Origin of the sequence: Streptomyces sp. NPDC059875, from assembly GCF_042731085.1 — a bacterium.
Taxonomy (GTDB): domain Bacteria; phylum Actinomycetota; class Actinomycetes; order Streptomycetales; family Streptomycetaceae; genus Streptomyces.
Genome location: NZ_JBHWJZ010000035.1, coordinates 1 through 21,093, shown reverse-complemented (window position 1 = coordinate 21,093; position 21,093 = coordinate 1). Strand labels below are relative to the sequence as shown.

Sequence of the window (21,093 nt, the reverse complement as noted above, 5' to 3'; positions counted from 1 at the left end):
AGCGCCGCTCCGAGCGCCTCCTTGAGCGCGGGCACAGGTATCGACCTCGCACGACGGCGTGCAACGAGGCAATCCACACCATGCATTCCGAGAAGGGCTTGTGCGTGAGTCCGAAGTACAAGGCGATCGTCCTGATCGCTGTTGCCGCCCTGAGCGTGGCGGCACTCGTCTTCGTAAATCTGCACCATGTACGGGACGCGGGGCGCCCGGTGACCGAGGTGGAGTCCTGGTGATGCTACGCAAGCTTTTGTTCTGGGGCTTCGCGGTCGTGTTTCCGCTCCCTTTGATCCTCACCTACAACGTTCAGGGCACCGCACCTGGGCCGCTGAAGTACTACATCTTCCTCGGTCTCGCCGCCTATTCGTGGTGGCTGCTGTCCATCCTGCTGAGCGTGCGGCCGCCCTGGCTGGACCGCCTCGTGGGGCTACCGGCCATCTACGGCCTCCATGGGATGCTCGGCATCCTGGCGATCGTCGCGGCCTATCTGCACCGGGACCTCTCGTACTCGCCGAGCCAACTGGCCGGCGACCTGGGCAATTGGGGCTTCAACGGAGCGCTGGCCATTCTGTGCTACTCCGTGTTCTTCATGAGCGGGTGGCTGGTCGACAGGTCGAGGCTGCTGCAGAAGATCAAGAGGCTTCTCGAAGTCGTCTTCCGACGCCAGCTCTCCGTATGGATTCACCGGCTCAATCTGATGATCGTCGCGATGATCTGGCTCCACGTCCATCTGCTCGTGCGAGTGAACCAGTACTTCGCGTTCATGACGCTCTTCGATCTCTACACCGTGGTGGTGCTGAGCATCTACGTCTGGAAGAAGTGGATCGCCCCCGACGCGTATCTGATGGGAACCGTCACCGTCAATGATGCGCGCGGCAGTTCAACCCGCAGGATTTCGATGGACCTTGACCGCAAGGCGACGATGTTGCAGCCGGGCGACTCCTTCTTCCTCAGCTTCCAGAGGTCCACGTCGGTGAGCAGAGAATGGCATCCCTTCTCCGTGACCGACGACAACCAGGAAACTCTGTCGTTCACCATTCGTCAGCACGGAGACTTCACCCGGCGCCTCGGCGACCTCGAGTCAGGGACCCGCGTGCGCCTTGAAGGTCCCTTCGGCCGTTTCGATGCGATCGTGCAGAGCCGGGACCCTGAGGCACCGTTGGTCTTCATCGGGCTGGGCGCCGGCGTGGCACCGCTGCTCAGCTTGGCAGCAGCCCACCACACCACACGGGACATCCACCTACTCTGGGCCGTGCGCAGCCCTGAAGACGCCTACTACCGCGACGTGCTCAAGGAGTACGAGTCGGCGCCGGGAAGCCGCCTGCGGGTCACCAGCAGGGTCGGCCGGTTCCACCGCGAGGATCTCGCCGAATCCTTGCCGGTAGAGGCCATTTCGAAGGGTGAATTCTTCATTGTGGGCCCGAATCCAGCCGTATTGGCCAACCAGCGCCTGCTGTGGCGCATGAGGGTCTCCCCCCGGCGAATACACCAGGAACGACTCACCATGTAGCGGGTCAACGCCAACCACCCCGCCCCCACACCGAAGATACGGAGCATGCAAGATGACGCCCACGACCCGTCGTAAATTTCTCGGCCTGGCCGCCGCCGTACTGGCGGGAGCCGGAGGCTGCGCGGTGGGAGGCGCCGACAACGGTTCCAGCAAGTCGGCGTCGACCTCGAAAGCCGCCCCTCCACTGGGCAAGTCGCGCACGCTGGTCGCCTACTTCTCTGTGCCTGAGACCGATGACCCGGACGGCATGACCGAGGACGAAGCCAACAGCACCCACGTCGTGGACGGCGAAGTCATAGGAAACACGCAGTACGTCGCGCAGATCATCGGGCAGCGTACCGGCGCCGAGTTGTTCCGCATCGAGACCGCAAGAGAGCTTCCCCGTGATCACGGCAGGCTCGAAGAGATCGCACTGGACCTGCAAGAAGCAGGTGCGCGTCCGGTACTCAAGGCTCTCATCCCGAACCTTGATGACTATGACACCGTGTTCATCGGATATCCGATCTGGTGGTACGACCTGCCGATGCCGATGTACACCTTCCTGGAGGAACATGACTTCACCGGGAAGAACATCATTCTGTTCAGCACCCATGGAGGAAGCCGCCTGTCGGGAACCGATGACACCATCGCTGAAGCGCTTCCCGACGCCACAGTGATGGACAACGCGCTCTCGATCTCTCGGGATGACATGGATGGTGCCGCGAAGCAGGTGCGGGACTGGCTCGACAGCCTCGGCTGAGAAGCGATGGGGGCAACTCTTGACGGCTCACGCACCGACGGCCCGGACCCCCGATCACGCTGGGGTCCGGGCCGTCGGTGCGTCGTTACTTCGCGGCATCGGTGAACCAGCGGTCCGGGTCGTCCACAAAGCCCTCGTGCTCTATGCCGACGCTGTGCTCGTTCCACTCCCGATTGCCCGCGTGGTAGGCGACATCGGCCTCGCGAACCGTCTGGGCGACCTGCACGTCGGAGGCACGGACCACGTAATGCGCGGCGGCCCGGTGCTGGGGGTCTTGGGAAGCCCGGGTGGCATCGGTGAAACGGGACTGGGTGACGTGGACGACGATCCGGTCGATGGAATAGTCGTCAGGTCGGCCGGCGTAGCGGAAGTTGGCGTCGGACGCAGCGACCCATTGGCCGGTGGCCTGGTCCACGACGCCAGTTCTGTCGACCCTGCGCACATCGGAAGCCTCGATGCCGACAGCGACCGCCGCGATGCCGAGGAACCCGACGAGCATGGCGCCCGTGCCGACGAGGACGCCACGACGGCTGGGGGCACGGCCATGCGTCACCTGGCGGCCTCGGTCTTGATCCGCTCCAGGGCGTCGTTGAATCCTTGAGGGGTGCCGCTGTTGCCCGCGACGCGGTCCAGTGCGACGTCATCGATGTCCCTGCCGGTCACCAGCGCCGGGACCGCCTCCGCGAAGCGCCGCTGGAAGCCGAGTGACGTCTCGTTCGTCGCGTGCGGGGTGACGCTGACATCGGCGATCACGTCGCCGTCGAGGGTGACGGTCACCCCGATGCTGGAGTCCTGGCTTCCGTATTCGCCGTCGGCGCTGTACTCGCCGTCCCTGTAGGCGACTTCATCGCTCGACGTGCCGGACGGTGCGGCACTCGGTGTGGAGGTGGATGAGGACGGTCCGCCCTGCTCGTTCGCCGTCGCGCATCCGGCAACGGCCGCGGAGACGGTGAGTCCGACCACGACCGTGGTGATCTTCTTGCTGAGGGCTGCCATGTCTTTCCCTTTCGTTCGCTGGGGTTTGGTTCGGTGCCGCGGGGCGCTCAGGGGAAGAGCTCGCCGTCGAAGTTCTGTGAGGTCTCGGCGCGTCCGTCGGCGTACATCCGCGCGTACGCGAACCGGAAGTCGCGCGCGAGCCGGCCCGGGTCTGTGAAGAAGAGCGCCGTCGCGAGCCCGTCCGCGACGGCGGCCTCGTCGGCCAGGACCCAGGTGGCCACCACCCGCCGGGTCGGGAGGCCCGTCCTGCCGTCGAGCACGTGATGCAGTCCGTCGCCCCAGGCGCGTCGGCCGATCCCGGAGGCGCACAGTGCGCCTTCTCGCAGATCGGCCACGCCGATCACACGGCGAGGGTTGAACGGGTCCTGCAGGCCGACCCGGGTCGGCTGCTGGCCTGCATGCCGCAGGTCGCCGCCGGCGTCGACGACGTGGCGCGTAAAGCCCGCGTCGTGCAGAAGCAGCGAGACGATGTCGACCAGATACCCCTTGCCCGCGGCTCCGACATCGATCACCAGTGGGCGCCGGGTGACCAGTGTCGTGCCCTCCCGGACCACGTCCGTGGCCCAGGCAGCACGTCCCCGGGCCCGCTCTGCGGCCCGCACTGGTTCGGGGGCGGGGGTGAGCGAGTACGACGCGTCGTACCCCAGGACCTCCAGGTCCCGGCCGACGAGAGGGTCAACCGCCCCGCCGGTCGCCGTGTGCAGGCGGTCGTACAGGTCGAAGAGGCGGGTCGAGTCTCCCGGGAACTCGAACCCTCCGCCTTCGCGGGCGGCGGCGATGCGAGACACGAGCGATTCGGGATGAAATCGCGAGTAGGTGACGTCGAAGCACCGGATGCGGTCGAGTATGCGGGAGCGCAGCAAATCCGGAATTGCCCCATCGGTTTCAATCTTCCATTGCGTACCGATGGCGTCGAAGGTGAATGCTGCACTCGTCATCGTTCCAGGGTGCCTGTCTCCATTGCTTCCAGGTAGGCCGCGTTCAGCCAGGGAGCAGCAAGGGGGGTAGTGACACGGCCCCCCTCCGAGTCACGTTCCCGAGTGCATCTCTTGGTACGTTCTTTTGTCGAGTCAATGCGAATCCTCAACGAATTCCCGTTACCGAGAAAGGCTTAAATCCACGTGCCCAGAAATCCTCGCGTGCCCAGGAGCTGCTGGGCGATCTCGCACCAGGAGTGCGGCACATCATGAGCCGATGACGCCGGAGGGGCGGGAGGGCTTCCAGACCCTCTTCCTGCGCCGCCACTCCGCCGTGCACACCCTCGACCGGCCGCGCCGCGGCGCCGCGGCCGGTACGACCGACGTGGCCGAGGTGGACGCGCGATCAGCGAATGCGGGGCAGAAGGCGCTGACGGCGGCCACCCGGACACCACGTCCCAGCATCCGGCAGACTTGGCGTATGGAGCCTGCAGCCAAGGACACCAAGATCACCACTGGGGACACTCTCAGCAACCTCGGTGCCTATCTGCGGGCCCGTCGCGCGCAGGTCACCCCCCAGGAGGCCGGGCTGCCCACGGCGCCCGGCCCGCGCCGCACCCCGGGACTGCGCCGGGAGGAACTCGCCACCCTGGCCGGGATCAGCATCGATTACTACGTACGCCTGGAGCGCGGCAAGGAGACCCGCCCAAGCCCGTCCGTCATCGACGCCCTCGCCCGCGCCCTGCGCCTCGACCCGTCCGAGCACCGGCATCTGCGCGAGCTGGTCACCCACGCCGCCTATGCTCCCGAGCCGCCGCCCGCACCCAGCAGTGCCGTGCGCCCGCAGCTGCTGACGCTCCTCGAGTCCGTACGTCCGAACCCGGCCTGGGTCCTCGGCCGCACCCTGGACCTGCTCGCCTGCAATCCTGGCGTGCTCCGCCTCTTCGCAGGCATGGACGACTGGCCGCCGCAGCTACGGAACTTCGGCCGTTACGCCTTCCTCCACCCGCTCTCCCGGGAGGTGCTCGACGACTGGGACGAGCAGGCCCGCGCCTGCGTCGCCAGGCTGCGAGCACTGGCCGGCACCGAGCCGGACGCCCCGGATCTGATCGAGCTGGTCGACGAACTCCTGGTGAAGAGCCGTGACTTCGCCGATCTGTGGGACCGCTTCGACGTCAAGCCGCACGTCCCGGGCCCCAAAACCTTCCACCACCCCGAGGTCGGGGACCTCCGCCTCGGCTTCGAGACGATGCCGCTGGACCACAGCCCGAAACAGCGCTTCGTCGTCCTCTTCGCCGAGCCGGGCAGCCCCGACCACGACAAGCTGGTCCTGCTCGACGCCGACCGCGACGAAAGGCGCTCCCTGCCCGGCGGGGCCGGCGAGGGCCAGGTCTGACTCCTCGGTGTCGAGCGGCGGCGCGAACCGCAGATGCAGACACAGGCGGAGAGAATGCGCCGAGCTGGGGAAGGGGCGGCTGCGACGACTTACCGGGGCATGTCGACGATGAGTGTCTCCCCACCCTTGGGCAGCGTGAAGTACAAGCAGCCGTTGAGTAGTTGGACCTGGCGGTGTAGACGGATGACGCCATGCTGGAAGTCGACGTCCTCCGGCGAGATGCCCAAGACCTCCCCTTGGCGCAGCCCGCACCCAGCGCCGAGATGACGTCCCGCACCCGCTGTGCGGTCTCCAGCACGCATGCCTCCCGCAGGTCCTCCGGCACCTTGGGCGCACGCAGCGACTTGGCACGCATCGGGTTGCACACAAGGCGTACGCGCTCGTCGACCTGCTTGCCCGTGCCCGGCGCGCCCCGTACGCCCGCCTTCCAGAATGGCGTGACGTAGGCGGCGATGGTGATGGATACGTCGCGCGGATCGACGACACGCGTTCGCGGCTTGGCGCACGGCGGGTGGGCCGCGCCGGCTTCGGCTCCGTCGGCTCTGTGGCGGCGGTGGCTGTCGGCTCAATCGAGGGTGGCGAGATGATCGGCGTCGCCGCCGCGCCACTCGATGAGGAAGATGGTCGCGTCGTCGCTGGTGACGCCGCCTCGTTCCTGCTTCAGGGCGTGGGAGAGCGCGCGCACCACCGGCCGCACCGCCGTGTGGTCCCGGACGGCTCGGTTGGTCAACTCGATGAGTTGCTCCTCACCGAACTCTTCCCCACCGGGTTGATGCTCTTCGATCAGGCCATCGGTGAAACACAGCAGCCGGTCCCCGGGCTGCAGCAGCCGCTCGCTGACCACCGGCTCCTCACCGCCGAAGCCGACCGGCAACGTGGTCGGGCTCTCCAACCGGTCCACCACGGCGCGGCCACGGATCAGCAGCGGCGACGGGTGGCCGGCATTGACCCATTGCAATATGCCCGTAGAGATGTTCAGACACATCATCTGGGCGGTGACGAAGTGGTCGTGGCCGAACTGCTCATTGAGCTTCTTCGAGTTGGCCACCGATCGGGTGATTGCGACTGAGCGCTTCAGTGTCGAGTGGGCGGCTGCAGCGTCCGGTGCCAGCAGCTTGGTGAGCCGGGACAAGGGGCCGCTCGAAGCTTGCCGGCCTGAACGCCAACCCGGCGGCAAGGCCGGTGAGCGACGATCAAGCTGTTGTCAGCCGCTGGTTCTAAGGTCGGCCCTATGACATCAGACCTGGTCCAGGACTCATGGACTCGCATCGACGCGTGGCTGCGCGAGCACGCGCCCCGCACGTTTGCCACGCTTCGGCCGCCTGCAGGCGGCGAGGAGATCGCAGCAGCGCAACAGGAACTGGGGGTCACCTTTCCTCCGGACCTGGTCGCTTCACTCCTCCGGCACAACGGGGCGCTGGAGGGACCTGAGGCTTTCCGCTTCAGCACGGGCGACCGGCTGCTCGGAGTGAGCGGAATCCTCGGGGACACCGGGTTCATGCGCGGCATCGACCAGGGCCTCGGCGGGGAGACCGAGGGCTACTGGGTTCACGATTACGTGAAGTTCGGTTCTTACGACGTGACGTCGGACGGTCTTCTGATGGATTGCCGTACCGGGCGGGACTCCTTCGGTGTGATCGGACGGTTCTTCGACGAGACCGGCACCAGTTTCGGGCAGGCCGACTCGCTGGGTGAGTATCTGGCCGAACTGGCCGGCACGCTTGAGCGCGGCCAGGACGCCGGTGTCGTCACCTTCAACGGCCGGCTGTTCTGGGAGGCGCGTCCGCCTGCCAGGCCGCAGTACAGTGCCGACGAGCCCCTTCCCGCACCGGATGAGCAGCTGCCAGAGCTGGACCTGTCCCACAGTCCCACCGACCTCCTCCATGTGAGCCACCTGGACGGGCATGAGGAACTCGGTGCGCTGATCGCAGTCCTGCCGTATGAGCAGGTGGTCGACGCCGCGCGGAAGCAGCTGCGCAGACTGGCGGTCGAAACGGGTCTGAACAATTACCCGGAGGTCAAGACAGCCCTGGACGCGTGGGAGTGCGGTGTGGCCCTGCCGCAGCCTGACCAGACCGGCCCGCTCGCCTTGCGACTCCGCGCGGTGCTCGCACAGGCCGACACCGGCCGAGACCACACGCGCAGGTGGGCCGCGGAGAAGATAGCCCTCGGGATCTGGGGGTCCCCGTACAGGTCCGTGTGCGAGAGCGCGGAGACCCGGAGTCACTTCACTCTCGATTGGCGTGCGGATCTGCATGCGGACCTTGGCAATCAGCCCCTGCCACCGATACCTGACGACCGATTCTGGGGGGCGCTGCGCAACCCCGCCATCGACTCCAGTTGGTACGCGGCCCAGTACAGCCAAGATCAGGACTGACCCCAGGGGTTTCGGTTCCGCGTGAGCGCTTCATGTGGCAGTTATAGCCAGACGAAGCGCTCACTAAGGATCTTCAGCGCTGCCTCCAGCGTGAGGATGGCCTTGACGATTGACGTCATGCGGTTGGGGCTGCACCGGGACCTGCGGAAGATCCGCCAGGACTTCAGGCTCGCGACACCGCGTTCAACGGGCGCTCGTGCTGGACAGCGCCCGGTTGAGGGTCTTTTCGGTGGGAGTGAGTTCCTGGAGTGGCTTGCGTTTGATGCCGGTCGTCAGCCACGGTCCTGCGCCTTGGTAGGCGAGATCGGCCAGGATGGGAACGCCCTGGCGCTCGCAGATCCGGATGATCTGGTGGGTGCGGGCGGCGGTCAGGTCGTGTGTGCGGCCCGGCAGGGCGGGCGAGGGCCACAGCAGTCGGCCGCAGGGGTCGGTGACGACCTGCACGTTCACTCCGTGGCGCCGGTGTTTTTGGGAGTAGTCGGCCCGGCCGTTGCCGACCCGGTCGCACTCGGCGAGGGTTCCGTCGAGCAGGATGAAGTCGGGATCGTGCTCGCGCAGCGTCTTGAGTAGACCCGGTGCTCGTTCGGCGAGCAGGTCGACGACCGTGCGGGTGTAGGCGTGGGCGGTGGACTCGCTGATCCCGAACCCGGCGGCGATCTTCGCCAGAGTGGTGTGCTCTCGTAGGTACACCAGTGCCACCATCGCCCGCTGGGACGGACGGAGCTTGCAGCGCCGGTCGCCCTCACGGGTGACAACCAGCATGGTGACCCACTCCACGAGCGCATGCGGTAGGTCAAGTGCGGCAGGATGGATGACCAACGAGGCCCCCCGAGCAACGTGATGGAGACGTCAGACATCTCGATCAACAGCTCGGGGGCCTCGTTCGTTGCGCTTCACGAATATCACCCGATCGGTGGCCAACTCGAAGAAGCTCATTGATGGCCCTGTCTATGAATGCATACACCTGGGACAGACCGGTGTTGGCCCGTCGCGCGTGGCGGTAGGCGCCGATGGCCACCGTTGCCATGGTCGCCGCGTCCAGGCCGTGGCCCATCGCGTCGATCATGGCCACATGAAGGACGTCGCCGTTGAGGGCGTAGTCGAAACTGTCGCCGGCCACGTCGTACGCGGGCTCCAGGATTCCGGCCACCTCGACCTGCGGAACAGTCATCGACAGCGGAGGCAGCAATGACCACTGGATCTCTGCCGCCACGCTCATCGGGGCTCTGCGTCGGGCCTGGAAGAACAGGTCGGTGTAGGCGTCCTTGGTGACGATCATGTCTGCGACCAGCCCGGCGAGCCTGCGCAGAACCGCCGGTCGTCGTCGTCGACGCTGTCCAGGGTGACGGCCATCGCCCCGACCTGGTCACTGCCGTCCAGCAGCGGCAGATACATCCGCACGGTGCCGTCCTGCGGTACCTCTACCGTTGTGCGGCTCAGGAACGCCTCGCCTGCGGGTGAGCCCTCCACCGGTTCGGGGTCACCGACCATCAGCCCCCGGCCCGGCAGCGGCACCAGCAGCATCTGCTCGTAGTCCTGCAAGAGGATCGAGACGTCCCGGCCACCGACCCGGGCCACCTCTTCCGCAACGAGCGGGGCGATCCACTGCGGCGGCATCTCGTGAGCCCGGTCCAGCAGCAAACCCAGCAACCGCTCACCAAACCCCTCCGACCGGTCCACCCCGAACTTGCCCGGCTTTCGCCCGCCTTCGGACATCGGTGCTTGCATCCCTTCGTGGCGCGGCATGGAAATTCAGTGGGCGGTTGTGTGGAGCCGGTACGAGGCGGTTCCAGCCCGGATGGGGAGCAGCTTCCCCCTCCCTCCAGGCGCCGCCATCCACTCGAGCGAACGTTCGCATGCCCCGTACGCACAGGGCTCTCGCGCGACAGTGATCAACCCATACAGCCTGACACCGCCAACCGGCCCAACCAGACGATTAATCCAGAGGCGGCATGTCCCACCCGGCCAGAACAGCCGGCATGCATAGTCCCCTGCTCGAACGGGTCCTCCTCCCGCGACCCACCAACCGCTGGAAGCCCGGCAGATACGAGGCGGCAGCGACAGGGTCGGACTTCTGCTCCGCATTCCTCGCCCTTCCGGCGGAGGTGGATTGTCCGCGGAGTTGATCCAGCTGCGTGGGCTGCCCGGACACAGTGAAGGCATGACAACCCACACGGCGCACAGCAACACGACAGCGATAGAGCGGCCCGTTCCCCGGTGGGCTGAGCGCGCAGCCCACGCGATACCTTTGGTCGCGCTGCCTGTCTGCCTGTGGCGTCTGCCCATCGCCTTCGGCTACGGCATGGGCGGGGAGGTCCTGCCCCCGTCACCGTGGAACATTCCCTACGTCGTCGGACTCAGCGTTCTGTCCGAGGCATTCGCCCTGCTCAGCTTCGGCCTGGTCCGCCGGTGGGGAGAGGTCGTGCCCACCTGGGTCCCCAAGCTGGGCGGCAGACGCATTCCGCCCTTCGCGGCGATCCTCCCCGCGACGATCAGTGGCCTCTTCTTCACCACCCTGATGGTCCACTGGGCGTTCGGGGCCTTCCGCCTCGGCGGTGCCGACGGCTTCCCGTACGCCGAGGGCTGGGACGTGCTGGCGATGACGGTCAGTGGCCTGTTCACCTTGTGGGGGCCCCTCCTGCTGGCACTGACGTTCGCGTATCACCGCCGCAGGTGCGGATAGGGAGCACGTCGCCGACTGGTCCCTTGAAGGCATGGGACGAAAGCAGGGTGCGGCGGTCCTTGGACGGGATGGGCGGGCCGTAGTGACGGCCGTACGGCAGGCCGGCCGTCGTCGGGTACACCGCGTCCGCGTGCCGGCTGATCCAGCTGCCCAGGCTCTCGAGACGCTGAACGTGCTCGGGGAGGATCGTGCCGTCCTGCTTCAGTCCGGTGTTCAGGGGCAGGTTGCCGCCGTGGCCGATGGTCTCGGTGAAGACCCGGACCAGTTCACGCACCGACTGGATGATGTCGTACGTCCCTGTCAGGACAGGGCGTCGGCGACGACCGAGGCCGCGTCGGCGATGAGTTGGTTGTCGTAACGGGCGTTCTGCTGAAGGCGGTTGGACATGACGGCCAGGACGATGGGCGCACGTCCCGGAGGCCACGCGACGGCGATGTCGTTCCGCGTGCCGTACGTGCTGCCGGCCCCGGACTTGTTGCCGATCACCCATTCCTCGGGCATCCCGGCCCGGATGAGTTCCGCGCCCGTGGTGGTCGTCTTCAACCAGGTCGTCAGCCGGCCGCGTTCCTCGGCGGCGAGGACGTCACCCACGACCAGCGCCCGGAGATCCTGGGCGAGGGCCCGCGGTGTGCTGGTGTCGCGGATCGCGCCCGGTGTCCACTGGTTCAGCTCTGGCTCGCGCCGCTCCATCTGTGTGACCTGGTCGCCCCATCCCTCGAGCATCGCGTCGAGCCCCTGGGGGCCGCCGAGTTCATCGAGAAGAAGGTTGGCCGCGGTGTTGTCGCCGTGGCGCACGGCCGCTTCGCAGAGGGCATCGAGGCTCATCCCCGTACCCACGTGCTTCTCGGTGACGGGGGAGGGGTCCACCAGATCGCGCGGGGAGTAGGTGACCACCTTGCCCATGCCGCCCGAAGTGCGCGTGCGCAGCACGGCGCCGGCGGCGAGGGCCTTGAAGGTGGAGGCGTAGGGAAAGCGGGCGTTGTCGTTGTACGTGACCTCGCGACCGCTCCCGGTGTCGAGGGCGTACACACCCAACCGCGCGTCGTACGTGCGCTCGAGTTGCTTCAGCCGCGCCCCTGCCGGCTGGGCAGCCGCAGTGGTGGCGGACGCTCGCGGTGGTGAGGCCGGCGAGGTCGCGGTGGCCGGGCCGTCGGCCTGGCCGCAGGCCCCGAGCGGGAGAAGGGCGGCCAGGACGGAGACCGCGGCGAGTAAGCGGCGCGGGGCGCGAGTGCGGCGGAGCGTGCGGGTGCGGACGTACGGCATGGCTTCAACCTACCGACCCCGGCGCCAGCCGTGACGAAGGGCAGGGCGCATGCCGGGCTTCGGACCCGCCCCAGGGCTCCATCCGCCCCAGGGCTCACTCCGTGCCGAGCTGCTCAGGGACTCAGCGGTTACGGGACTCGGCGCCCCGGACGGTTGCAGTCACAGTGCGACAGGCGGAGTCCGGCGCCGCCGCCTGCACCCAACCGACCCAGCCGGAGGGCGGGCGCGGGGACCAGTGCTCTTCGGCTTCGTTCCTGAGTTCGGCGAGGGCCTGTACCCGGTCCACCGTGGGCGGCACGAACCGCCCGCCCGCCACTCGTACATGCTCCTCCCAGCGGTCCTGCCAGAACTCGACCGTCCAGCCCGGCCAGCGGGATGCCATCTCGCCGGCTCCCGCGACGGCGCTGAGCAGCCACCAGCCGACCCGTCGCCGCGCGGGATCGACATGGATGCCCGAGTCGGCGGCAACCGCGCACCGGCCGTGGGCCGGAGCGTCGGCGAGCCGGTCGAGAAGGGCAGGCCCTTCGGCGATCGGGTGGTCGTTGACGGCGGAGAGCAGATGGCAGCGGTCGGCGCCGATCGTGACGACGCGGACAAGAGGATCGCGTTCCACCAGCTCCTCGTCGCCGAGGTCCAGAGCCAGCTCCAGGCAGAGGGACGGATGACGGTAACGCACCTCCTCCGGGTCCAGCCCCAGACAGGTGGCGAGCTCGGCCGGCCCGTCGTACGTCCAGCGCAGCTCCCAGCCGGGCCACGCACGATGCAGCACCTCCCACATGGCCGCCCGATGACGCATCTGTGTGATCGGGCCTTCCCAGGCGAAGAGGAGGAGTGTCCTGCGCCGCAGATCGATCAGCACTGCGGCCTCGCAACAACCGTCGTCGCGCCACCGTCCCGGCACCTGGCTGCGTGCGCGGAGCAGCGGCACGACGACATCGGGCCCCGCGAGCAGGTCGAGGTCGAGCCCCACCGCTCCGAAGCGTGCCTCGTACACCTCGTGACTGCCGTCACCGCCGTCCTCCGGCACCACCACATACGTCGCCCAGTTGGCCATGCCGCGCATGATCCCCCGCGAGGGGCTCGGATGCCCAGCGAATTCGGCGCGTGGGCTCGGCGTGCCGACGCGGGGATCCCAGAGCATTCTGGAGGCCATGACAGCTCCTCCGGGCGGCCCGCCATGGCCGCCCCAGCCTCCACCTCCTCGGCCGCGGAGGTCGCGCAGCTGCCTGACCACCGGACTGATCACCCTGGCCGTGCTCGCCGTACTGGTCATCGGCGGGATCGTCGCCGTGACCCTCTCCGTCGGCGACCCGGGGCGCGACGACCCCGACGGGCCGGCGGGCGACGTGCGGATCACCTCCTGCCGGGTCGATTCCGCTACGAAATGGCCGCACGCGGACGTCACGATCACGAACCGGAGCAGCAAGCCCAGCGACTACGTCATCGGCGTGGAGTTCGTGGTGCCCTCGGGTGCCCGCGTGGCGGAGGCCGACCTGGTCGTCGACCACCTGGCGCCGGGCCAGGTCGCGCAGGGCCGGGCCCAGAGCCTGACCCAGGTCGCGGGCACGGTGGAGTGCAAGGTGACGGACGTGACGCGCACGGCCTCGTAGCGCGCCCACCCGGACGCGGAGACGCGTCCATGTGCGACGAGGATCGCGGGCCGCTGCCCAGCGGCGAGCGCGTCCTCCATACGAGTGCTTTGCGTGGGGGCGATGAGTTCTGGTCGCGGCGGCGGTCTTGATTCAGGACAAGGTTTCGTTGGAGGAGATGACCATGGCTGAAGTCGACACCCACACGCTCGAGGCCGCCGGTGCCACGCTGAGCTACGACATCCGGGGCGCCGCATCCGACGAAGCGGACGGCCGTCCTACGTTGTTCCTGATCGGCTCACCGATGGACGCCACGGGTTTCGCGACGCTGGCGTCGCATTTCGCCGACCGGACGGTCGTCACCTACGACCCGCGCGGCGCGGGCCGCAGCGCCCGTACCGACGGGGCTGCGGAGACGACCCCCGCGGAGCACGCCGATGACCTGCGGCGGGTGATCGAGGCGCTGGGCGTGGGTGCGGTGGATGTGTTCGCGAGCAGCGGCGGCGCGGTCAACGCGCTCGCTCTGGTGGAGCGCCACGGGCAACTGGTGCGGACGCTGGCCGCGCACGAGCCACCGACGGCGCAGGTGCTCCCCGACCGGGAGGCCGCGCTCGCGGTCTGCGCGGACATTCACGCGACGTACCTGCGTGAGGGGATGGGCCCGGCGATGGCGAAGTTCATCGCGATGGCGAGCCGTAAGGGTCCCTTCCCGGCGGACTGGGCCGACGAGCCCGCTCCCTCCCCGTCGGACTTCGGGCTGCCGACCGAGGACGACGGTTCGCGCGACGACCCGCTGCTGGGCCAGAACATGCGCGGCTGCACGAGCCATCGGCCCGACTTCGCCGCGCTGCGAGCCGCGTCGACGCGCATCGTCGTCGCGGCGGGCGAGGAGTCGGAGGGGGAGTTCCCCGCCCGCGCCGCGGCGGAGATCGCGGCCGGGCTCGGGACCGGGCTGACGCTGTTCCCGAGCCACCACGGCGGTTTCCTGGGCGGCGAGTTCGGTCAGCAGGGCGCCCCGGCGGACTTCGCGAAGACCCTGCGGGAGGTACTGGACACCGGCCGCTGACCCTGGGCGTCACCCAGTGGGTCATTCCCCAGGACTCGGACTGGTCCGGACCGGTCCGAGTCCCGGGGGAACGTGTGGGGCATGGGCATGGGCGTGGGCGTGGCGCGGGGCCTGGTCGGTCGTCCGGGTCAGTTCACGAAGACCGGTGCGCCGGCCTGCGTGGTGTCCGTCACGGGCCCGTACTTCGCGGAGAAGTAGCCGTTGGCAGGGCATGTGCCGGGGCCGCTGGCCTTGGTGAACTGCTGGTTGGTGAAGGTGAGCGAGTTGTCGGTGTTGCTGGGGGAGGCGGTCAGACTGCCGGCCCGGTAGACGCAGGTCGTCACGCCGAGGATGGTGTTGATCTTCAGGGTGGTCTGGATCGGGCCGGTGCTGCCCGCGCTCACCGTGAGCGTGCCGCCGGAGGTGACGGCCGTGGTGTACGGGAGGTTGTTGACCGTGATGCTCTGCACCCCGGTCGCCCCCATGATGTTGGTCGTACAACTGCTCAGCGTGTGGGAGTTCAGTGTCTCGGTGGCGGTGCCGGGGGCCGCGGGGTTGCTGGTGACCGTGGCGGAGAAGGCGGAGGCGTTGCAGGTGATGCCGGTGCTGCCGCCCGAGGTGGTGGCGATCTTGGCGGTACTGCCGGAGGCCAGCGAGGCGGCGACGACGTCGCCGACCGCGACGGCGGTGCCGCTCGCGCTGCCGGTGGTCAGCACGCTCCCGGCGGCGGTGGCCGAGGACGTGGCCGCCAGGACGGCGGCGACGGCTGCGCCGGTGGCGGCTAAGAGGGCTCGCTTGTTCATGGTGGGGGTTCCTTTCGTCCAGCGGTGAGGGTGACGGGACTGCGCGGCGTCCGCCGCTGGGGGGTGGCGGCGAACGCAAGGGAAGAGGAGCGAAGGTACGAACGGCGCGGCGGAGTACGCCGGTCGAGGGGAACGCGTACCGCTTGGCCCGCCGGGCCGATCCGGCGCCACGGATCGGCGGAGCGGTGTCGCGGGACACGGAGAGAGCGTGATACACGGAGAAGCGTGAACACGGTGCGGTGTGCGGTGGAGACGTTTCCGTCTCTCGGAGCCCCTCCACCGGACACACAAAGAGGAAAACCCATCAGGGTTGTAAACCTGTCGAGTATGTGACGTCAACAGCCCTGGGGGGATGTGGCCGATGCAGAGCGCTCGCCCGACCGAGGAGGGGCAGATCCTGCCGGGAGCGCGTACGGGGCGCGAACCGGAACGCTCACTGCGCCCGGGGCCACGCCGTCTGACGCCCGAACAGGTCGCGTCCCGGCAACGGGACCGGCTGCTGGACGGCGTCGCCCGAACGGTGGCGGCCAATGGGTACGGCGGTGCGCGGATCAGCGACATCTGCGCGGCCGCGGGGGTGACCCGGCCGGTGTTCTATGCCCTGTTCAGCGGCAAGGAGGATGCCGTGCTGGCCGCGTACCACGGCGGCACGCGGGTGGTGGTACGGGCCATGCAGGAGGCCTATGACGAGGCGGGCGGCGCCGGGGAATGGCCGGCCGCGGTACGGGCGGGTCTGCGGGCGATGCTGGACCTGCTGGCGCAGACGCCGGCGTTCGCGAGCATGGTGGTCGAGATCGAGTCGGCAGGGCCTGCCGGGCGCCGGGCGCGCGCCGAACTTCTGGCCAGTTTCCGCCGGTTCTTCCTGGACGCGCCGCCGGCGCCGCCGGGTGTGGGGCGGGGTGAGCTGGTGGACACCGTCGTGGGGGCCGTGCACGCGGCGGTGCACCGCGCGGTCGACGAGGGCCGGACAGGGGAGCTTCCGCGGCTGCTGGATGTCCTGGTGCACGTCGTCGTGTCGCCGTTCACACGTCCTGACGTCCTCCATCCCTGATCAACTCCCTTTCTTCGCACAGTAGTTGACTGATCGGTAACGACGGGCGTACCGTCCGAAACGGTTCCCTGCGGCACGCCGCCTCGGCATGAGTCCGAGGAAGACCCCGGGCTGGTTGGGGAACCGTCCGCGCCAGGACATCGCCGCCACAGGTCTGTTTCCTCACTCACGTCAGGAGCACCTCATGGCTCTGTCCGACGACCCCACGGGCACCACCCCTTCGCTACCCCCGGCCGACGACTGCGAGCGTCGCGGCAGGGTCCGCCTCCGGCGCGCGGCCCTGATGGGCGCACCCGCCTTCGCGCTCGCCGCCGGCCTCGTCGTCCTCACTGCACAAGGCGCGCTCGCCGCCCAGTTCGCCATCTCCGGAATGCCGTTCACCGTGACGGCCGACACCCTGCGGGGCACCGGGTTCGGCCAGTTCGGCGGGCTGGACAACATGCCCGAGGGCAGCCCCAACGCGGGGGACACCGGCGGCCAGGTACTGGTCATCGTCACCGCGATCCGTGAGGCGGAACTCACCAACCTCTGTCAGAGCGTGGAACTGGGCGGCACCTTCCTGCACATCACCGCAGGCAACAAGGGCACGCCGGTCAAGGCATCCGGTCTGACCACCGACTCCACCGAAATCTCCGGCAAGCTCGCCGCGTTCGACAACATCGAGATCGGCGGAGACGCCAGCACCTTCGACAAACCGCCGGTCAAGGGCCCCCTCGGCGTCTTCGGCCAGCAGGCCGACACGGTCACCATCAAGAACGTTCGCCAGACCAACTACGCCACCACGGCCAGCCGCTTCACCCTGCCCGACCTGCACATGAGCTTCAGCTCGAGGGGCTGCTGACCATGACGCCCGGAACGGACACCACCCTGGTGCCCGCCGGACGGCATCCCTGGCGGTCGTTCCGCCGATGGCGCCACCGCCGCCCCTTCGGAGCAGGACTGGCGATCGCCCTGGGTGGCGCCGAGATCCTCCTCACCCAGCAGGCGAGCATCTCCGTGATCCTCATGGCAGGCGCCGACAGCCTCGTCGGCTACGTACTGCCGGTGATCATGATCGTGTCCGGTGTACTGATCGTCCTCAACCCACGCCAGCGGTTGTTCTACTCGATCGTCGCCGTCCTGGCCTCGCTGGCGACCTGGGTCACCTCGAACCTCGGCGGCTTCTTCGTCGGCATGCTCCTGGGACTCATCGGCAGCTCACTCGCCTTCGGATGGCTCCCCGACCAGCCCAAACGCCACCGGCGCCGCAGGATGGCGCGCTCCCCGAAGGAGGCCTGACACCACCTGGTGCATCACCTCCGCACCCGCCGTGCGCCGACTCCACAGAGCCGGCGCACCGTGGCGAGCAGACGCGACGCCATCTCGGTACAGGCGCCGGGACTTGGCGTTCAGGCTTCCTCGGCGGCAGACGGTTACGCGACGGCGGGAGCGCTGTGCACCAGCTCGTGCCGTGTCAGGGACTGGGAGTAGCGGCGCAGGAGGAGGGCCGCGGTGGTGGCGAGGCCGGTGAGGAGCCCGAGCCAGATGCCGAGGGTGTCGAGGTTCAGCACGTAGGCGAGGAGCCAGGAGGCGGGGAGTCCGACCGCCCAGTAGCCGATGAGGGTGATGCGGAAGCCGCTCTTGGTGTCGTCGAGACCGCGCAGGAGTCCGACGCCGATGTTCTGGGCGCAGTCGAAGAACTGGAGGAAGGCGGTGACGATCAGGAGGTGGGTGGCGATGGTGAGCGCCTGGTCGGAGCCGGAGTCGAGGAAGGGCGCCAGGATCAGTCTGGGGATGGTCAGGTAGAGCAGTCCGACGACGGCCATGACGGCGGCGGCGCAGGCCAGGGCGGTGTTCTTGAGGCGTCGGGCGTCGGCGTGGTTGCCGAGGGCGAGCTCGCGGCTGACGTTGATGGACGCGGCGTGGGAGAGGCCGACGGCGGCCTGGAAGACGATGTAGACGAGCTGGTTGACGGCCGTGTGCGCGGCGAGGGCGTCGGGTCCGAACGAGCCCGCCATGAGGGCGGTGATGGAGAAGAAGCCGGCCTCGGAGCCGTAGGTGGCGGCGATGGGGATGCCGAGTCCGACGAGGCGCTTGACGGTGGCCGCGTCGGCCTTGGTGATGTCCAGGGTCAGGAACGGCGCCAGCTCCTTGTCCTTCCTCGCGGAGAAGTGGAGGGCCAGGAAGGACAGCAAGTACACCGTGGAGGTGGCGATACCGACGCCGGTGAGGCCGAGGCGGGGCAGGCCGAAGGTGCCGTGGATGAGGATCCAGTTGAGACCCGCGTTGACCGCGACGGACGCGATGGTGATCTGGAGCAGTGCCTGGGGGCGGCGCATGCCGACGGTGAACTGGCGGACGGCCTGGAACCACAGGCACGGCAGCAGCCCGGGTGCCAGCGCGAAGAGCATGGTCTGGGTCAGTTCGACGACGTCCGCGTCCTGGCCGAGCCAGGTGAGGGCCTGTCCGATGAGGATCATCAGGAGGGCCCCGGCGATGCCGGCGAGGGTGGCGACGGCCAGGCCGGCGCGGACGATGCCACGCACCTCGTCGTGGGCTGCCTCTGCTCCGGAGCCGCTGCCCGCGTCCTCGGCGGCCCTTTCGGCGCGGGCGGCCGCGGCGGCTATCTGGTTGCCGACGGAGGTGACCAGGCCGACGCCCATGGTGCGGAGCTGGTTGAAGATGACGATGGCCAGGCCGCCGGCGGCGAGCTCCGTGGTGCCGAGGAGACCCATCATCACCGTGTCGGTGGTGGTCAAAGCCACCTGTGCGAGCTGAGTGAGGATCAAGGGCACCGCCAGGACCCCTAGGGCGCGGCTGTCGCGGAAGAGAGTGGTCAGCATGGGTCTATCGGTTCCCGCGGAGTTCGGTGAGTAGCTCGTCGATTTCCCGCTCGGCCTCTGCGTCGAGGAGATCGCGGTCCTGCATCCAGTCGTCGTCGGAGACGGTGTCCATGTACTTTTCCCCGCCGTCGTCGACGAGGGCGACCCTAGTCGTGCCCGGCGGGAGGGTGGGCAGCCGGGTCAGGGCCTCGTGGAGTTCGTGAGCGCGGGCGACGACTTGCGGTAATGGTTGTCATTAGGGTAGGCAACCCTAAGCATTGCTCCGTTGCTTCAGTGGATCGAGGACGTAAGTGAACTTCAACAGGCGCCAAGTGCTTTGGGCCGGCGGAGCGATAGGCACGGCAGCCCTGCTCGCCGCCTGCTCCTCGGGAAGCGGCGACACCACGGCTGACAAGCCCGCCGCAGGCGACACCAAGCCCAAGAGCGGTGGGACGCTGCGCATCGGGGCGCTGGGACGCGCCGGAGCCATCACCCGCGACCCGCACGGCACCCAGGCCAACGAGAGCGACTACCTGGTCATCGCCCTCGTCTTCGACACCCTGGCCATGCCCGGCGCCACGTCCAACACCGTCCCCCGCCTGGCCGCCTCCTGGGAGCCGTCGGCCGACCTGAAGACCTGGAAGTTCAAGATCGCCAAGGGCGCCGCCTTCCACGACGGCACCCCGGTCACCGCCGAGGACGTCGTCTGGTCCCTGCGCCGTCTGCGCAACACTCCGTCAGGCGCCGCCCGCCTGCCGGGAGTCAAGAGCGCGGAGAGCATCACGGCGGAGGGCGCGGACACCGTCGTCATCGTCTCGGACTACGCCAATGCCGACTTCCCCCTCCTGACGCGGCTCACCACCTTCGTCATGAAGAAGGACACCTCCGACAAGGCGCTCGACAAGGCCCCCGGCACCGGCCCGTTCAAGCTCGACTGGTACCGGAACGGCAACGCGCGCCTCGTCAAGAACGACAAGTGGTACGGCGGCACCGTCCACCTCGACGCCATCGAGGTCACCATGTTCGAGACCCCGCAGGCCATGGCCAACGCCCTGCTCGCCGGGCAGATCGACGTCGCCTCCAACGTCGGCGCCGTCGCGGCCCGTACCGCCGAGACCCGCAAGGACATCCAAGTCCTGCGCCGCCCCAATGACATGGCGATGCCCATCGTCATGCGCACCGCAGCCGGCAGCCCCTTCGCCGACGCGCGCGTGCGCGAGGCCATGCGGCTGGTCGTCGACCGCGACGCGATGGTCAAGCAGGTCCTCTCCGGCTACGGGACCGTCGCCAACGACATCCTGGGCACCGGTGACCCCGCCTTCGCCAAGGACATCCCCCAGCGCAAGCGGGACCTGGAGAAGGCCAAGAAGCTCCTCACCGAGGCCAAGTTCGACCTCTCGAAGACCTACTCCCTGGTGACCACCGAGGACATCTCCGGACTCGCCGAGTCCGCGACCCTCTTCGCCAACCAGGCCCGCGAGGCCGGCATCAAGGTCGAGGTGGTCAAGCAGGAGTCCGGCGCTTTCTGGGACAAGACCTGGAAGACGGGCGACTTCTACACCACTTACTGGGGCACCAACGACTCGGTCGTCTTCTTCGCCTCCAAGACCATGGCAAGCGAGGCCGGCCAGAACGAAGCGGGCTGGGCCGACCCGGGCTTCGACGCCGCATACCGCAAGGCCATCGCCACCGCGGACGAGAAGGAACGCGCCGCCGCCCTCAAGGAGCTCCAGCAGATCGAGCACGAACGCTCGGGCTACCTGCTGTGGGGCATGGCCGACGGTATCGACCTGGCCGTCGCCAAGGTCAAGGGCCTGCCCACGCTGCCCGGTTACGGCCGCGTCCAGCTCGAGAACGCGTGGCTGGCTTGAGCCGCACGGCCCAGGAGCGCGCTGTGGCCGCTTCCGTCGCGACGGAAGCGGCCAC

The 21,093-nt window shown here is 68.4% G+C and carries 19 protein-coding genes and 4 pseudogenes; 12 read left to right on the top strand and 11 right to left on the bottom strand.

The genetic code is table 11. The features are described from left to right. Positions 1-104: 104 nt before the first annotated feature. From ACFV9D_RS31910 to ACFV9D_RS31900, 3 genes are read left to right on the top strand one after another with little or no spacing between them, the layout of a single operon-like run. Positions 105-233 carry a hypothetical protein gene (locus ACFV9D_RS31910; protein WP_385153976.1) on the top strand — a complete coding sequence of 43 codons (129 nt, stop codon included), beginning with the start codon at positions 105-107 and terminating at the stop codon, positions 231-233. Further along, positions 233-1,507, top strand: a complete 1,275-nt coding sequence (locus tag ACFV9D_RS31905) for an FAD-binding oxidoreductase (RefSeq protein ID WP_385154096.1) — start codon at positions 233-235, stop codon at positions 1,505-1,507. Before ACFV9D_RS31910 ends, ACFV9D_RS31905 begins: the two co-directional genes overlap by 1 nt. A 52-nt stretch (positions 1,508-1,559) precedes the next feature. Continuing rightward, positions 1,560-2,246 carry a flavodoxin gene (locus tag ACFV9D_RS31900; protein WP_385153973.1) on the top strand — a complete coding sequence of 229 codons (687 nt, stop codon included), beginning with the start codon at positions 1,560-1,562 and terminating at the stop codon, positions 2,244-2,246. Positions 2,247-2,331: 85 nt separating this feature from the next. On the opposite strand, the gene ACFV9D_RS31895 is transcribed toward ACFV9D_RS31900, so the two are convergent. From ACFV9D_RS31895 to ACFV9D_RS31885, 3 genes are read right to left on the bottom strand one after another with little or no spacing between them, the layout of a single operon-like run. Then, entirely contained in the window at positions 2,332-2,799 is a 468-nt protein-coding gene (locus ACFV9D_RS31895) for an N-acetylmuramoyl-L-alanine amidase (protein WP_385153970.1), read from the bottom strand. Next, positions 2,796-3,242 (bottom strand): hypothetical protein, encoded by a 447-nt coding sequence (locus tag ACFV9D_RS31890; RefSeq protein WP_385153967.1) that lies wholly within the window; start codon positions 3,240-3,242, stop codon positions 2,796-2,798. The genes ACFV9D_RS31895 and ACFV9D_RS31890 overlap by 4 nt, the downstream gene beginning before the upstream one ends. A 47-nt stretch (positions 3,243-3,289) precedes the next feature. Beyond that, the gene (locus ACFV9D_RS31885) at positions 3,290-4,180 is read right to left on the bottom strand and encodes an FAD:protein FMN transferase (RefSeq protein WP_385153964.1); all 891 of its coding nucleotides are present in this window, start codon (positions 4,178-4,180) and stop codon (positions 3,290-3,292) included. 460 nt (positions 4,181-4,640) lie between these two features. Between ACFV9D_RS31885 and ACFV9D_RS31880 the strand changes: the two genes are divergently transcribed. Continuing rightward, positions 4,641-5,555: a helix-turn-helix transcriptional regulator gene (locus ACFV9D_RS31880; protein ID WP_385154093.1), complete on the top strand. Its 915-nt coding sequence runs from the start codon at positions 4,641-4,643 to the stop codon at positions 5,553-5,555. A gap of 565 nt (positions 5,556-6,120) precedes the next feature. Here the strand turns inward: ACFV9D_RS31880 and ACFV9D_RS31875 are convergent. Then, positions 6,121-6,582 (bottom strand): annotated as a pseudogene (locus ACFV9D_RS31875) (PP2C family protein-serine/threonine phosphatase); the annotation flags it as partial. A 204-nt stretch (positions 6,583-6,786) separates the two neighbouring features. Between ACFV9D_RS31875 and ACFV9D_RS31870 the strand changes: the two are divergent. Then, positions 6,787-7,932, top strand: coding sequence for an SMI1/KNR4 family protein (locus tag ACFV9D_RS31870; protein WP_385153961.1), 1,146 nt, complete (start codon positions 6,787-6,789; stop codon positions 7,930-7,932). 41 nt (positions 7,933-7,973) lie between these two features. On the opposite strand, the pseudogene ACFV9D_RS31865 reads toward ACFV9D_RS31870, so the two are convergent. After that, positions 7,974-8,751, bottom strand: a pseudogene (locus tag ACFV9D_RS31865) (transposase family protein). Between the two features lie 94 nt (positions 8,752-8,845). After that, positions 8,846-9,648 (bottom strand): annotated as a pseudogene (locus ACFV9D_RS31860) (PP2C family protein-serine/threonine phosphatase); the annotation flags it as partial. A 445-nt stretch (positions 9,649-10,093) separates the two neighbouring features. Between ACFV9D_RS31860 and ACFV9D_RS31855 the strand changes: the two are divergent. Then, positions 10,094-10,615, top strand: coding sequence for a hypothetical protein (locus tag ACFV9D_RS31855; protein ID WP_385153958.1), 522 nt, complete (start codon positions 10,094-10,096; stop codon positions 10,613-10,615). 43 nt (positions 10,616-10,658) lie between these two features. On the opposite strand, the pseudogene ACFV9D_RS31850 reads toward ACFV9D_RS31855, so the two are convergent. The 3 genes and pseudogenes from ACFV9D_RS31850 to ACFV9D_RS31840 all read right to left on the bottom strand — a co-directional run. Then, positions 10,659-10,895 (bottom strand): annotated as a pseudogene (locus tag ACFV9D_RS31850) (alpha-L-fucosidase); the annotation flags it as partial. Between the two features lie 20 nt (positions 10,896-10,915). Then, positions 10,916-11,878 carry a class A beta-lactamase gene (gene bla, locus ACFV9D_RS31845; protein WP_385153955.1) on the bottom strand — a complete coding sequence of 321 codons (963 nt, stop codon included), beginning with the start codon at positions 11,876-11,878 and terminating at the stop codon, positions 10,916-10,918. Positions 11,879-11,999: 121 nt separating this feature from the next. After that, a complete protein-coding gene (locus tag ACFV9D_RS31840; protein ID WP_385153952.1) occupies positions 12,000-12,932 on the bottom strand; it encodes a hypothetical protein in 933 nt (310 codons plus the stop codon). 97 nt (positions 12,933-13,029) lie between these two features. On the opposite strand from ACFV9D_RS31840, the gene ACFV9D_RS31835 reads away from it, so the two are divergent. Further along, on the top strand, positions 13,030-13,488 hold the full coding sequence (locus ACFV9D_RS31835; protein ID WP_385153949.1) for a hypothetical protein: 459 nt from the start codon (positions 13,030-13,032) through the stop codon (positions 13,486-13,488). Between the two features lie 163 nt (positions 13,489-13,651). Continuing rightward, complete coding sequence (locus ACFV9D_RS31830; RefSeq protein ID WP_385153946.1) at positions 13,652-14,533, top strand: alpha/beta fold hydrolase; 882 nt, start codon at positions 13,652-13,654, stop codon at positions 14,531-14,533. A 128-nt stretch (positions 14,534-14,661) separates the two neighbouring features. On the opposite strand, the gene ACFV9D_RS31825 is transcribed toward ACFV9D_RS31830, so the two are convergent. Beyond that, positions 14,662-15,315 (bottom strand): Tat pathway signal sequence domain protein, encoded by a 654-nt coding sequence (locus tag ACFV9D_RS31825; protein WP_385153943.1) that lies wholly within the window; start codon positions 15,313-15,315, stop codon positions 14,662-14,664. Positions 15,316-15,676: 361 nt separating this feature from the next. On the opposite strand from ACFV9D_RS31825, the gene ACFV9D_RS31820 reads away from it, so the two are divergent. From ACFV9D_RS31820 to ACFV9D_RS31810, 3 genes are all read left to right on the top strand, one after another. Beyond that, on the top strand, positions 15,677-16,366 hold the full coding sequence (locus tag ACFV9D_RS31820; RefSeq protein WP_385153940.1) for a TetR/AcrR family transcriptional regulator: 690 nt from the start codon (positions 15,677-15,679) through the stop codon (positions 16,364-16,366). 184 nt (positions 16,367-16,550) lie between these two features. Beyond that, entirely contained in the window at positions 16,551-17,207 is a 657-nt protein-coding gene (locus tag ACFV9D_RS31815; protein ID WP_385153937.1) for a DUF6230 family protein, read from the top strand. Between the two features lie 2 nt (positions 17,208-17,209). After that, positions 17,210-17,644, top strand: a complete 435-nt coding sequence (locus tag ACFV9D_RS31810; RefSeq protein ID WP_385153934.1) for a DUF6114 domain-containing protein — start codon at positions 17,210-17,212, stop codon at positions 17,642-17,644. A 134-nt stretch (positions 17,645-17,778) separates the two neighbouring features. Here the strand turns inward: ACFV9D_RS31810 and ACFV9D_RS31805 are convergent, their stop codons facing one another. Then, on the bottom strand, positions 17,779-19,188 hold the full coding sequence (locus ACFV9D_RS31805) for an MATE family efflux transporter (RefSeq protein ID WP_385153932.1): 1,410 nt from the start codon (positions 19,186-19,188) through the stop codon (positions 17,779-17,781). Positions 19,189-19,478: 290 nt separating this feature from the next. Between ACFV9D_RS31805 and ACFV9D_RS31800 the strand changes: the two genes are divergently transcribed. Then, complete coding sequence (locus ACFV9D_RS31800) at positions 19,479-21,038, top strand: ABC transporter substrate-binding protein (protein WP_385153929.1); 1,560 nt, start codon at positions 19,479-19,481, stop codon at positions 21,036-21,038. Positions 21,039-21,093 lie beyond the last annotated feature (55 nt).

What these genes read in the sequence shown, in the direction of transcription:
- ACFV9D_RS31905 (WP_385154096.1), top strand. Translation starts at nt 233, where the DNA reads ATGCTACGCAAGCTTTTGTTCTGGGGCTTCGCGGTCGTGTTTCCGCTC.
- ACFV9D_RS31900 (WP_385153973.1), top strand. Translation starts at nt 1,560, where the DNA reads ATGACGCCCACGACCCGTCGTAAATTTCTCGGCCTGGCCGCCGCCGTA.
- ACFV9D_RS31890 (WP_385153967.1), bottom strand. Translation starts at nt 3,242, where the DNA reads ATGGCAGCCCTCAGCAAGAAGATCACCACGGTCGTGGTCGGACTCACC.
- ACFV9D_RS31885 (WP_385153964.1), bottom strand. Translation starts at nt 4,180, where the DNA reads ATGACGAGTGCAGCATTCACCTTCGACGCCATCGGTACGCAATGGAAG.
- ACFV9D_RS31880 (WP_385154093.1), top strand. Translation starts at nt 4,641, where the DNA reads ATGGAGCCTGCAGCCAAGGACACCAAGATCACCACTGGGGACACTCTC.
- ACFV9D_RS31870 (WP_385153961.1), top strand. Translation starts at nt 6,787, where the DNA reads ATGACATCAGACCTGGTCCAGGACTCATGGACTCGCATCGACGCGTGG.
- ACFV9D_RS31855 (WP_385153958.1), top strand. Translation starts at nt 10,094, where the DNA reads ATGACAACCCACACGGCGCACAGCAACACGACAGCGATAGAGCGGCCC.
- bla (WP_385153955.1), bottom strand. Translation starts at nt 11,878, where the DNA reads ATGCCGTACGTCCGCACCCGCACGCTCCGCCGCACTCGCGCCCCGCGC.
- ACFV9D_RS31840 (WP_385153952.1), bottom strand. Translation starts at nt 12,932, where the DNA reads ATGGCCAACTGGGCGACGTATGTGGTGGTGCCGGAGGACGGCGGTGAC.
- ACFV9D_RS31835 (WP_385153949.1), top strand. Translation starts at nt 13,030, where the DNA reads ATGACAGCTCCTCCGGGCGGCCCGCCATGGCCGCCCCAGCCTCCACCT.
- ACFV9D_RS31830 (WP_385153946.1), top strand. Translation starts at nt 13,652, where the DNA reads ATGGCTGAAGTCGACACCCACACGCTCGAGGCCGCCGGTGCCACGCTG.
- ACFV9D_RS31825 (WP_385153943.1), bottom strand. Translation starts at nt 15,315, where the DNA reads ATGAACAAGCGAGCCCTCTTAGCCGCCACCGGCGCAGCCGTCGCCGCC.
- ACFV9D_RS31820 (WP_385153940.1), top strand. Translation starts at nt 15,677, where the DNA reads ATGCAGAGCGCTCGCCCGACCGAGGAGGGGCAGATCCTGCCGGGAGCG.
- ACFV9D_RS31815 (WP_385153937.1), top strand. Translation starts at nt 16,551, where the DNA reads ATGGCTCTGTCCGACGACCCCACGGGCACCACCCCTTCGCTACCCCCG.
- ACFV9D_RS31810 (WP_385153934.1), top strand. Translation starts at nt 17,210, where the DNA reads ATGACGCCCGGAACGGACACCACCCTGGTGCCCGCCGGACGGCATCCC.
- ACFV9D_RS31805 (WP_385153932.1), bottom strand. Translation starts at nt 19,188, where the DNA reads ATGCTGACCACTCTCTTCCGCGACAGCCGCGCCCTAGGGGTCCTGGCG.